General features: G+C 39.7%; 10 protein-coding genes. All 10 read left to right on the forward strand.

Annotated features, from left to right (window positions below):
• Positions 1-14 precede the first annotated feature (14 nt).
• The 10 genes from FHY60_RS02340 to FHY60_RS02385 all read left to right on the forward strand — a co-directional run bounded on the left by FHY60_RS02340 (position 15) and on the right by FHY60_RS02385 (position 12,242).
• The gene (locus tag FHY60_RS02340; RefSeq protein WP_139902967.1) at positions 15-2,642 is read left to right on the forward strand and encodes a glycoside hydrolase family 38 N-terminal domain-containing protein; all 2,628 of its coding nucleotides are present in this window, start codon (positions 15-17) and stop codon (positions 2,640-2,642) included.
• A gap of 18 nt (positions 2,643-2,660) precedes the next feature.
• Positions 2,661-4,301: an MGH1-like glycoside hydrolase domain-containing protein gene (locus FHY60_RS02345; protein ID WP_139902970.1), complete on the forward strand. Its 1,641-nt coding sequence runs from the start codon at positions 2,661-2,663 to the stop codon at positions 4,299-4,301.
• Between the two features lie 63 nt (positions 4,302-4,364).
• Complete coding sequence (locus tag FHY60_RS02350; protein ID WP_139902972.1) at positions 4,365-5,024, forward strand: SGNH/GDSL hydrolase family protein; 660 nt, start codon at positions 4,365-4,367, stop codon at positions 5,022-5,024.
• 21 nt (positions 5,025-5,045) lie between these two features.
• On the forward strand, positions 5,046-6,731 hold the full coding sequence (locus FHY60_RS02355) for a sugar phosphorylase (RefSeq protein ID WP_139902975.1): 1,686 nt from the start codon (positions 5,046-5,048) through the stop codon (positions 6,729-6,731).
• Positions 6,732-6,760: 29 nt separating this feature from the next.
• Positions 6,761-7,798 (forward strand): zinc-binding dehydrogenase, encoded by a 1,038-nt coding sequence (locus FHY60_RS02360; protein ID WP_139902977.1) that lies wholly within the window; start codon positions 6,761-6,763, stop codon positions 7,796-7,798.
• 21 nt (positions 7,799-7,819) lie between these two features.
• A complete protein-coding gene (locus FHY60_RS02365) occupies positions 7,820-8,611 on the forward strand; it encodes a sugar phosphate isomerase/epimerase family protein (protein WP_163215702.1) in 792 nt (263 codons plus the stop codon).
• A gap of 35 nt (positions 8,612-8,646) precedes the next feature.
• The gene (locus FHY60_RS02370) at positions 8,647-9,789 is read left to right on the forward strand and encodes a glycerate kinase (protein ID WP_139902982.1); all 1,143 of its coding nucleotides are present in this window, start codon (positions 8,647-8,649) and stop codon (positions 9,787-9,789) included.
• Positions 9,790-9,822: 33 nt separating this feature from the next.
• Complete coding sequence (locus FHY60_RS02375; protein ID WP_139902985.1) at positions 9,823-11,154, forward strand: glycosyltransferase family 4 protein; 1,332 nt, start codon at positions 9,823-9,825, stop codon at positions 11,152-11,154.
• A gap of 129 nt (positions 11,155-11,283) precedes the next feature.
• On the forward strand, positions 11,284-11,904 hold the full coding sequence (locus tag FHY60_RS02380) for a hypothetical protein (RefSeq protein WP_139902987.1): 621 nt from the start codon (positions 11,284-11,286) through the stop codon (positions 11,902-11,904).
• Positions 11,862-12,242, forward strand: coding sequence for a hypothetical protein (locus FHY60_RS02385; RefSeq protein WP_139902989.1), 381 nt, complete (start codon positions 11,862-11,864; stop codon positions 12,240-12,242). Before FHY60_RS02380 ends, FHY60_RS02385 begins: the two co-directional genes overlap by 43 nt.
• The last annotated feature ends 1 nt before the right edge of the window (position 12,243 follow it).

Below are 12,243 nucleotides of genomic sequence, written 5' to 3' on the forward strand. Positions count from 1 at the left end.
AAGGGGTTATTACCATGGATAAGGTTATAGTTGCTGCTTCCACCCATTGGGATAGGGAGTGGTATAGAACTTTCAACGATTTTAGGATCAGATTGTGCGATTTAATTAATAATCTGTTAGAGCTTTTAGAAGAAGATGAAGATTTTCTATGTTATACCTTTGACGGCCAGAGTGTTGTCATTGAGGATTATTTGGAGATTTTTCCTCAAAACAAGGACCGCATCAAAAACCTTGTGTCCAAAGGTAAGCTTACCTTTGGACCACTTTATAATTTACCGGATGAGTTTTTATCCAGCGGAGAAGCTATGATAAGAAATTTCCTGGTAGGCCATAAAGTGTGTATGGACATTGGCGGCAAGATGCAGGCAGGATACATTCCGGATAATTTCGGCCATATCTCACAGATGCCCCAAATATTAAACGGGGTGGGCATGAAGTCAGCCTTCTTCTTTAGGGGTTGCAGTATAGATACCTTAGAAAATAAAGAATTTATATGGAAGGCGCCGGATGGTTCCAAGGTTCTGGGTGAGTATATGCTCCTTGGCTATTGGAGCCTCAAAAGCTGGGGAAAGCTGGGACAATCCGTTGAAGACCATTTTAAAAGTGCCTATGAGAGCCTTAAAGCCAAGAGCAAGCTCAATACATTTTTACTCATAAACGGATCGGACCACCTATATCAAGATTCTGACTTTACTGCCAAGCTAAAGCAGGTGAAAGAGGCCTTCAAGGACTTAGACATTGTTAATGGCTCTATTGAAGACTATGCAAAGTTAGCCTTAGAAAGAGCCCAAGAGGTAGAGCTAAAAGAAATAGAGGGAGAACTGAGAGACTTTCGCTATGGACCGGATCCCAACGCTGTAGGTTCCACAAGACATTACCTCAAATACGCTATGTTTGAAGCCTTGAGGGAGGTAGAGAGATATGCGGAACCGCTTAATACCATAGCCTTCAGCCATGGTGAAGCCTATCCGGCGGAATTGTTTACCTATGCTTGGAAGCATATATTAAAGGCCTTGGGCCATGACGCCATTGCAGGCTGTTCCAGCGATGAAGTTATAAAGGATATCCACAGCTACATTGTGAATGCCCACACCATAGTATCCAGACTTTCTGACCTTGCCTTTGAAAAGTTGGCAAAGAAGATCAACACCGAAGACCTTGTGGGCAAGGAGCAATACCTAACGGTTTTCAACCCCCTTCAGTTTGATAACACCATGATTACCGAAGCAGTAATCCATGTGGAAAATCAAAATGAGGTTTGTGATATAGAACTTTACGATACGGAAAGAAACCCCATTAACTACGAGTATATAGACCAATGGGAAGACATCATAACGCGAGAATTCAAATACGAAAGTAAAGAAAAGATATATAGGAAATGTTTTAAGATAAGATTTGAGGCCAAGAGGGTTCCGGCCTTAGGCTTTAAAAACTATATTGTGGTACCCAAATCAGCTATGGAAAAACGGCAGGCAGAATTATATATCAGAAGTCAAGGGTCACACAGATTTATTGAGAATGAATTTTATAAAATAACACCGGATCAAAACGGCAGCTTAACAATATTGGATAAAGTCAGCGGCAAACAGTATAAGGACATGAACACCTATGTCAGCAGAGGGGACATAGGAGACGAATACCAGCATGTATCCCCCTTAGGAGAGGAGCATGTATTTGCAACACTAAAGAGTGTTTCTGTCATAAGAAACTCAGATCTAGCTTCAACCCTAAAGCTGAAAGCCGTACTCAATGTCCCAAAATCAGCGGATGAAAAGTTTTTAGGCAGAGGCACTGAGTACGTAGATTGTGCTATAGAGACCTATGTTACCCTGTACCGTGGCTGCCCGAGAATAGATTTTAAAGTTGAAATTGAAAACAAGGCCTCTGACCATGTTATTACAGTTAAATTTCCGACTAATTATATTAACCCAATAGATTATTCTCATGTATGCTTTGACGAGATAGAGAGAGATAATCACAGATTTGATTTTGACAAGGACTTAAGATCTACCCAATCCTTTTTAAAGCCCATGCAAAATTATGCCGGTATCCGTGGTGATGATGGTGTGCTGAATGTGATAAGCAAGGGGATTTATGAGTATAACACTAAACCATCTGATGAAGGTTTAGACTTGTATATTACCCTACTGAGAAGCACATCCCATATGTTTAGGTACTTGCCAATATCCTGGCAAAGTGGCCAGCACAGCACAACACCCATTATCAAGACAGAGGACTCAAAGGAGCTTGGTAAGTGTACATTTTACTATTCCTTATACTTCGGTAAGGAAAGCATCAATGAGGTATCCCAGCAGTACCTTTATCCCCTTAGATGTTTTGATGTGTGGAAGACCACCGGAAAGCTTGAGGAAGGACTTAAGTATAAATCTTTAGTTAATATAGATAACAGTAATGTATTACTGAGCACTGTTAAAAAGCATGAATACAGTGACAGCATAGTTGTTAGGCTTTACAATACACAAAAAGAAGCCAGCTTGGTAAACCTAGACCTTGGCTTTACATGTACCAAGGCATATTTTACAGACTTACTTGAAAATATAGAAGCAGAGATCAAGGTGCAAGACAATAGGCTAACTTTTTCAGTAGAGCCTAAGAAAATAATAACCATAGTTTTGTATTAAGGTGATTGGAGAACTATTATGAGTGAACCTAGCTATAAAATAGACAGTCTCCCAAGGGGTATGTATTTTGACAGAAAAGTATATGAACCCTTTGAGGTAAAAATCTTTGAAAAAGTAAAAGATAAGTTGCCAAACCCCATTTTGACCAGGGGCAATGGAATAATAGACTGCTACTGGTATGCAGTAAAGCTTGCCTACAAAAATATAAAGAGGCCGACTGCAGAAAGTGGCTTTGTAAGTGACTTTGTGGATGCGGCTTTCAATGAAGATATATTTATGTGGGATACAGCCTTTATAACCATGTTCTGCAACCTCTTTCATAAGTATATACCAGGCATCTGTTCACTGGATAACTTCTACTGTAAGCAGCTTGAAGATGGTGAAATACCAAGGGAGTTGGTGAGGGAAACCGGCAGGGACTTTTATAAGTGGGTAAATGTTTATGATAAGCCCCTTTACTCTTACTTTCACTATAACTATGGCCATAGGAGGCTTAAGGAGATAAATAATATTTCCTATGATGAGATGTACAAGCCCAATTTAGGCAGGGTAGTTCCTAAAAACCCCTATTTGACCTTAGATAATCTGAATCATCCTATAATGGCCTGGGCAGAGTATATAAGCTACTGTCAAACCGGAGACCTTGAGAGGCTAAAGCTGGTGGCAGAACCCTTATTTCAGTACTATAAGGCCCTATGGTACCATATCAGACATGCAAACAACCTATATGTTACTGATTGGGCCAGTATGGATAATTCCCCCAGGAATAAATACTTGGGCTGTGCTGTAGATACAAGCTGCGAAATGGTGCTGTTTGCAAATTCCCTTGTAGATATAATGCAGGAATTATTAGATCATCAGCACATTGACGAGAAGCTCTTCAAGGAAAGAAGTGACTTCTTAAGGATCAGCTCAAAGCTCACAAAGGATGCAATTAATGCCCTTATGTGGGATGAAGATCAGGGGTTTTACTTTGACCTGAAGGATGATGGCCAAAGGGCCCCAGTAAAAACCATAGCAGCCTATTGGGCCTTAATATCTGGAGTAGCCGATGAAAAAAAGGCACAAAGATTGGTTCAGTGGCTTAATGATAAAAATACTTTTAATAGAATTCACAGAGTTCCGGTCTGTGCAGCAGATGAAATGGAATATGACCACCAAGGCGGCTACTGGAAGGGGTCCGTCTGGGCACCCACAAACACCATGGTTATCTATGGACTCTTAAAATATGGATATGACACTTTAGCTAAAGAGATAGCTTTAAACCATCTAGAAAATGTGGTTAAAGTGTTTGAAAGCACCGGAAGTATATGGGAAAACTATCCCCCGGACCATATAACTTCCGGAAACGCTGATAAGAAAGAATTTGTAGGCTGGTCCGGCATTGCGCCGATACTATACACAATCCAGTTTAGAATAGGACTGCAAGCAGATGCATTAAAGCAAGAGGTAATTTGGACTATTGATGCCGAAGAGGAATTAAGTGGTTGTGAAAACTATTGGTTCTTTGGAAAAACAGCTAGCTTTTATGCATCCAGTAAAGATGGAAAAGTATGCTTAAAAATAGCAACCAAGGATAGATTTAAGCTTCAGGTTAAATACCTGGACAGAAAATATGATTTCTTTATTGATGGAGATAGGTCATTGGAGATTAGATAACTATACTTTGAGGTATGGATACCATGGTACAAAGTGAATTTGCAAAAAGATGGTGAGATAGACATGGATAATAAAAAGGTTGTTAAAATCAATAAAGCAGTAATATATGGCGACAGTATATCTACAAGAAATCACGGAGATGGCGGCTACGAAGCTTTAATAAAAGAAAAACTTAATATTAATGAAATATATAATCATGCAATAGGGTCTAGCGGGATTTCCAAAGCAACCCCCAATAGCTTAGTGGGCTTACTGGATAATGAAGCTAATATTCATAAAGATGCTGATTTGATTATACTATGGCATGGCACAAATGACTGGTACTGGGGAGCCCCTTTAGGGGATGCAAGTAGCAATGATGAAAATACATTTTATGGAGCTGTACGAGCAGTGATTAATAAGCTGAGAAAACTATACCCCGGTGCTAATATAGTGTATTTAACTCCAATATTTCGCTATGAAATTCCAGATAAATGCGCTGTGAAGGAAGAGGGATATATTAGTAAAAACTCTATAAATTTAACACTTATAGACTATTATGAGGCAATTATGGAGCTATCTGTAATGTTAGGATTTACAACTATCGATATGAGAAAGTTAACTAATTTTCACTATTATAATGCTGAAAAATATTTTGAAGATTATATTCACCCAAATGAAGTAGGCTATAAAAGAATTGCTGACATCATTGCTTCAAAGGTTGCTGTGTTAAGCTTCGATTAATAAAATTTTTTGGAGGTAAAAATGAAGGACTTTCATGTAAAATCCTTAGAATTATTAAAGGTAATATATAAGGATGAGACTTTAAAGAATGCAGAAAATATTATTTCTTCCCTAATAGATAAGTGGGAAAATTACAAGGATATAAAAAATATAAAGCTAAATGAAAAGGATGCAATGCTAATCACTTATGGAGACGGCATAATAAGTGATAAGGAGAAACCCCTCAGAACTCTGAAAAAGTTTTTAGACGAAAACTGCCAGGAAGAGGTTACAGATGTTCATTTACTTCCTATATGTCCGTCGACTTCTGATGATGGCTTTTCTGTATCGGATTATAAGACCGTGGATGAGTGCTTGGGAGATTGGGAGGATATCAAAGCACTAAGTAATAATTACGGTTTGATGATAGATGCAGTAGTTAACCACTCATCTAAATCTCATGCTTGGTTCAAGGCCTGCCTAGATTGTGTTGAGGAATACAAGGATTATTACATTGAGGCAGACCCTGATGCAGACTATAGCATGGTTACAAGACCTAGGGCCTTGCCACTGCTTACTAAGTTTAAGACCAAGGAAGGAGAAAAGTTTTATTGGACAACCTTCTCCGATGACCAAATAGATTTAAACTTCTCCAATCCTGTGGTTTTGGCAGAAATGATAGAAGTACTGTTATTCTATGCTCAAAAGGGAGCCAAATTCATAAGATTGGATGCTATTGGCTTTGCCTTCAAAAAGCTTGGCACAACCTGTATGCATCTTGAAGAAACCCATGCCATTGTTAAGCTTATGAGGCTGTTTTTACAGGAGTTTTTCCCAAGTACTTATATTATTACAGAAACCAATGTACCGCATTTAGATAATATAAGTTATTTTGGAGATGGAGACGAAGCTCACTTAGTTTACCAGTTCCCGCTGCCTCCATTGACTATGTTCTCACTACAAAAAGGGGATACAAGTAAGTTGACTCAATGGGCAAAGTCCCTGGAAGACACTCCATTAAAGGAAGGTAACACCTATTTCAACTTCCTGGCTTCCCATGACGGGGTAGGAGTAAGACCTATAGAAGGTATACTTACAGAAGAAGAAAAGAACTTCCTGATAGATAATGTACTAAAAAACGGCGGCAGGGTAAGTTACAGAACAAACACTGACGGAAGCAAAAGCCCCTATGAACTGAACATCAGCTACCTTAACGGCATAACCAGTCCGGAAAAGGACAACAATGAGAAGTTCCAAAGATTCATGGCTTCCCAAGGCATAATGCTCTCCATGCAAGGAGTTCCGGGAATTTACTATCATAGTCTGCTGGGTTCAGAAAACTGGTACGAAGGTGTGGAAGCTTCCGGTATCAACAGAAGGATAAACAGAGAAAAGCTGCATTACGACAAGCTTACAGCTGAGATAAAGGATGAGACTTCACTAAGGCATATGGTGTTTACAAGATACAAGGAACTTCTTAAGATAAGAGGGTCTCACAGCGCCTTTTCACCTTATGCAAGTCAAAAGGTATTGGAACTATCACCATCACTTTTTGCTGTTGAAAGGTATAATGAAAGCACTGATGAAAGAATTATCGCTATAGTGAATGTTACGGACAAGAATGTAAAACTTAAGGAACCTATTGTAGGAAGAGACCTTCTGGCTTCAGGTCAGATTGAAGAAGTTACAGATTTAAAACCCTATCAAATAGCTTGGATACTATTATAAATTAACATATATAATGAGGAGATGTGATTATGGGTAAATTATTGGTTTTGGAACAACCTAAAAAAGTTGGCTATGAGGAATATGAAGAGAGAGAATTGTTAGCAAATGAGGTGAGAATTCAAACCCTCTATACCGGCATAAGTGCAGGAACGGAATTAACCTCATACAGAGGCACAAGCCCCTTCTTCAACAAGAAGTGGGATGCAACAAACCGAATTTTTGAAAAGGAAACGGAGACATCTTGGACCTATCCTCTAAAGCAGTGGGGATATGAAGAAGTGGGTAAGGTTGTGGAGATAGGCAAGGACGTTCAAGAGGTTGAAGTAGGAGACATCATCTTTGGAACTTGGGGACATAAGAGCAACCACATTGCAGAAGAAAGCTTCGCCAAGGACCGTAAGCTGCACAAGGACCTTGACCCTATTTGCGGCATATTCTCCCACATCGGAGCCATAGGAATAAATGCCATTTTGGACGCCAATATTCATGTAGGAGAAACTGTAGCTGTGTTTGGACAGGGAGTACCTGGACAGATAGTTACTCAATTGGCTAAGCTCAACGGGGCCAGGGTAATAGCTGTAGACTTAGACGATACCCGTCTAGCCTTTGCCAAGAAGTTTGGAGCCGATATCATACTTAATTCCGGCAAGTGCGATGCAGCAAAAGAAATAAAAGAAATTACCAAAGGTCTTGGGGCAGATGTAGCCATAGAGATATCCGGTGCGCCAAGAGCTCTTCATGAGGCCATAAGATGTGCTGCTTATTCAGGAAGAGTTGTTTCTTCAGGCTTTATACAAGGTGAACCTAAGGGACTGTACTTAGGAGAGGAGTTCCATCATAACCGCATTAACTTGGTTTGCTCGCAAATATCAGGAGTAGATCCATCCCTCAGCTACAGATGGAACAGATTAAGATTAAATCATACTGTAATGGACCTTCAGAAGGAAGGAAAGCTTGATCTTAAGGGGCTTATAACTCATACTATTCCTTTTGATGAAGCAGCTAAGGCCTATGAGCTTTTAGACAATGCCACAGAACAAGTACTTCAAATGGTCTTAGCGCTATAGTAGAAGGGGAGGATGATTTTTATGAGATTTGCAATACAAGATAATTTATTGGGAACCAAAACTTTTAAGGAAAGCTTTGCCCTTGCAAAGGAAATTGGCTTTGATGCTGTGGAACTGAATTTCTTTCAAAGGAATTTAACTGAAGGAGATGCTTTAGAAATTGCTGAAGCATCAGAAAAGACTGGCATAGGTATCGCTGCAGTTTGTGGCGGATATATAAACTGGATTGCTGATTTTGATGAAGAAAAGCGTAATATTGCCGTCGAAGGAGTAAAAAAGTCCTTGGAGAATATTGCTAAAATGGGCGGAGAGGGTCTTGTGGCTCCTGCTGCCTATGGCATGTATGCAAGAAGATTTCCTGCAAAGAGGCCATTAGTTGAAGATAGAAGAATACTTTTAGATTCACTTAGGAGAATAGCTGAAACTGCAGAAAAGCATAATGTATTGTTTTATTTGGAACCTCTTAACAGATACGAAGACCATATGATTAATATGATAAGTGAAGGAGCATTATATATTGATGGTACCGGTAGCAAAAAAGTCAAACTGTTAGGTGATATATTCCACATGAATATAGAAGAAGATGACGTGGCAAAGACCATTGAGCAGCATCACAAATATATTGGCTATTACCATCTGGCTGATAGTAACAGAAAACTTCCGGGCTTTGCTCACACTGACTTTAAGTCCTTCTTTAAGGTGCTTAAGGAATTAAATTATAATGGCACACTTTCTATAGAATGCCACTTAAGAGGAGAGACGATAGAAGGAATAAGAAAGAGTTTAGCCTTTCTTCATGACCATGTAAAGTAGAATATCTATAATAAAAGAGTAAGGCGTGAGTATTTATGAAAATTGTTATAGCTCCGGATTCCTTTAAGGGAAGCTTGTCTGCCAAAGAAGTGGCTGAGGCCCTGGAAATAGGAATCAAAAAAGTATATGAGAATGCAAAAATTGTTAAGGTACCAATGGCCGATGGCGGAGAAGGAACGGTGGAGTCACTGGTGGACGCCACCGGAGGAAGGATAATAAAGGCTAAGGTTAGGGACCCTCTCTTTAGAGAGATTGAAGCCTTCTACGGAATCTTGGGAGATAACACTACCGCTATTATCGAAATGGCTGCTGCTTCCGGTCTTCCCCTTTTATCAAAAGAGGAGAGAAATCCCCTGGTAACCACCACTTTTGGTACCGGAGAACTTATAAGTGATGCCTTGGATAAGGGCTGCAGGACTATTATCCTGGGCCTAGGCGGCAGTGCTACCAATGATGGCGGAATGAGTATGGCCAAGGCTCTTGGAGCAAAGTTTTTTAATGCCGAGGGCCAAGAAATAGGCTTAGGCGGAGAAAGTTTGGGACAGTTGACTACAATAGATCTATCAGGAATAGACAAAAGAGTTAAAGAAGTAAACTTTATAGCTGCCTGTGATGTAGATAATCCCCTTTGCGGAGAAAGGGGAGCATCCAGAGTTTTCGGTCCTCAAAAGGGCGCAGATGAAGAAGCGGTAGAAATTTTAGACAGAAACCTGCTGAACTATGGGAAGGTCCTGGTGCAGACTACCGGCAAGAGCATTCTGGATTACCCCGGTGCAGGTGCTGCCGGAGGACTGGGAGCAGGGGTCTTAGCTTTCCTAAATGCTGAGCTAAAGCGAGGAATCGACATAGTAGTGGAAGTTACCGGTCTGGAGAAGGAAATGAAGGATGCTGACCTAGTTCTAACCGGCGAAGGCATGATGGACTATCAAACCGCCTTCGGCAAAACACCCTATGGTGTAGCAAAGTTTGCAAAGAGTTATAACTTACCGGTTATAGCTGTAGCAGGGGGACTTGGGAAGGATGCCCATACTCTTTATGAGAAAGGCTTTGACAGTATCTTTTCTTTAGTAGATAAGCCTATGACCTTGGAGGAGGCTATGGCCAATAGCAAGACTTTACTAGAAGACGCAGCAGAGAGAATAATGAGGACATTAAGGATAACACTAATGAAGAGATAAAAATAAGCTACCCTTAAGACTGGAGGCACAAGTATGAATATTGCATTATGTCATTTTAGAATTGGAGAAACAGATGGAGTTTCTCTTGAAATGGAAAAGTGGAAGGTTGAATTAGAAAAACAAGGCCATAAGGTTATATATATAGGCGGAAATGCTTATGAAGACACAGAAGTGATAGAGGAACTTTACTACAAGAATGCTCTCAATGACAAAATAGTAGCCAATTCTTACCTGAAGCTCACTGATTATATTGAAGATGGATTAAAAGAAGAGATAAATAAGGCTGCAAAGGTCATTGAGGAGAAGATTGCTGAAGTAATCAGAAGACGAAATATAGAGGTAATTGTACCCAATAATATCTGGTCTTTGGGTTGGGGACTTCCTGCTGCCATAGGAATCTACAATGCTGTAAAGAGCACAGGTATAAGAGCTGTGGTTCATAACCATGACTTCTACTGGGAAAGAGAAAAATACAGCAAGCCAACCACAGACTACGTAAAGGAACTATTAGAGACATATTTCCCTCCAAAGGGCGATAACATCAAGAATGCGGTAATAAACAGCATTGCCCAGGGCGAATTAAAGGAAAGAAAAGGCGTAGATTCCACTATAGTACCCAATGTCTTTGACTTTTCAGCAGACCTATGGGAAATCGATGACTACAATAAGGACTTCAGAGAAGTAATAGGCGTTAAGGAAGAGGATATACTGATTCTACAGGCTACAAGAGTTACAGAAAGAAAGGCCATTGAATTAGCACTGGATACCATAGGAAAGCTTATGGAAGAAGAAAATATGAGTGCACTAAGAGAAGGCTCTCTATATGACGGCAAGAAATTTACCGGAGATATAGTTTTTGTGATGGCAGGCCTTATTGAATGTGAAGAAAAGTACTTAAATGCTCTAAAGAAAAAGGCTGAAGCCTATAATATAAAACTAAAACTTGTAAACAGTGTAATAGACTCTTACAGATACACCAAAGACGGAGTAAAAATGTACTCACTTTGGGATGCCTATGTTCATGCTGATTTCGTGACCTATCCTTCCATCTTAGAGGGCTTCGGCAATCAGTTTCTGGAAGGACTTTTCGCTAAAAAACCAATGTTGGTTTACGAATATCCAGTATATGCCAAGGATCTCAGAAAGATTGGCTTTAATATAGTGTCTTTAGGTGAAACTCACCAGGTGGACGAAGAAGGTCTGGTTAAGGTAGATGAGGCTATAATAAACAGGGCTGCCAAGGAAGTTATAACTTACTTAAAGGACGGCGAATACAGAAAAGTTAAAGTTGAAGATAATTTTGAAAAGGGCAAAAAGTATTTCTCCTATGAAGCCTTAGGGGAGATATTGAAGAGCCTGTTTTAGGGACTGGGACAGTTGGGACAGAGGGACGTTGTTTGTGGCACGTGGAGCCAAGAACAACGTCCCTCTGTCTCTTAATTGATATAAGTGGTAGAATTATAGTATAAGCTTAGGCAAAAGGAGAGGTGAAATGTGCATAAGGCGTACATACTTCTAAATTACAATTTAGACCCGGTACCTAGGTATCTTTTATTGCGTGATGTGTTGAAGCTAGATAGTGTGAGTGAAGACCTGGTAGCCGCAAAGAAAATGGTCTTACAAACAAAAGGGGTTAATGACATCATACAACTTCAATGGGAAAATGGATCCTGGGGACAGTTTCATAGTATGAGTCAGTTTTCTCAGTCACCAATTACCACAGAACAAGCTATGAGAAGATTTCTAATACTAGGATTGGACAAGCGTGATGAAGCAATTCAAAAGGTTCTGACCTATATGGAGAAGTATTTGCTTAGAGAATTGGAATTAAGAGATTCTAGGGAAAAAAATCACGACTTCGATATGTTGACTAGATTATTTGTGGCCACATGGATATTGAGATTTGATGCAGCCATTCTAAAGGGTGGGCTAAAATTATTAGTCATGCATTTTCATGAGATGAATATAACCATAATAATTATAAAGAAGCCTATTATGAGGTTAATAAATCACCAAAAGATAAATGCATGTGGGGCTTTGAGAACTTTTATCTGGTGTCTATACTGTCAGGAATGTTGCCAAGGGATGTTGAAGCTAAGTTTCTGGAGTACATAATCAACTCCCCAAAAGGTATATATTACATATACGACGGATGTCTGAGAGAGGAGCCTGGTACCTTCTGCTCAAAAGTTGCTAGTAGGTATATATATGCTCATGAAATACTAAGCGGCTATAGCTGTGTAAAATCGAAGCTTCAATATTTTGTTGAGTGGATAAATAGCAATATATCAGAAGATGGTCTTTGGGATATGGGGGCATCTGTCAAAGATAAGATGTATTTACCTTTATCCAACTCATGGAGAAAACCGATAAACAGGAAGATTGACTGTACAGTTAGGATACTGAGAATATTAGATGAGACAGAGGGACATTGTTTATGTCCGGTGTTATGAG

The organism is Clostridium thermarum (genome assembly GCF_006351925.1).
GTDB lineage: Bacteria > Bacillota > Clostridia > Clostridiales > Clostridiaceae > Clostridium_AU > Clostridium_AU thermarum.

What these genes read in the sequence shown, in the direction of transcription:
- FHY60_RS02345 (WP_139902970.1), top strand. Translation starts at nt 2,661, where the DNA reads ATGAGTGAACCTAGCTATAAAATAGACAGTCTCCCAAGGGGTATGTAT.
- FHY60_RS02360 (WP_139902977.1), top strand. Translation starts at nt 6,761, where the DNA reads ATGGGTAAATTATTGGTTTTGGAACAACCTAAAAAAGTTGGCTATGAG.
- FHY60_RS02385 (WP_139902989.1), top strand. Translation starts at nt 11,862, where the DNA reads ATGTTGCCAAGGGATGTTGAAGCTAAGTTTCTGGAGTACATAATCAAC.
- FHY60_RS02370 (WP_139902982.1), top strand. Translation starts at nt 8,647, where the DNA reads ATGAAAATTGTTATAGCTCCGGATTCCTTTAAGGGAAGCTTGTCTGCC.
- FHY60_RS02350 (WP_139902972.1), top strand. Translation starts at nt 4,365, where the DNA reads ATGGATAATAAAAAGGTTGTTAAAATCAATAAAGCAGTAATATATGGC.
- FHY60_RS02340 (WP_139902967.1), top strand. Translation starts at nt 15, where the DNA reads ATGGATAAGGTTATAGTTGCTGCTTCCACCCATTGGGATAGGGAGTGG.
- FHY60_RS02375 (WP_139902985.1), top strand. Translation starts at nt 9,823, where the DNA reads ATGAATATTGCATTATGTCATTTTAGAATTGGAGAAACAGATGGAGTT.
- FHY60_RS02365 (WP_163215702.1), top strand. Translation starts at nt 7,820, where the DNA reads ATGAGATTTGCAATACAAGATAATTTATTGGGAACCAAAACTTTTAAG.
- FHY60_RS02355 (WP_139902975.1), top strand. Translation starts at nt 5,046, where the DNA reads ATGAAGGACTTTCATGTAAAATCCTTAGAATTATTAAAGGTAATATAT.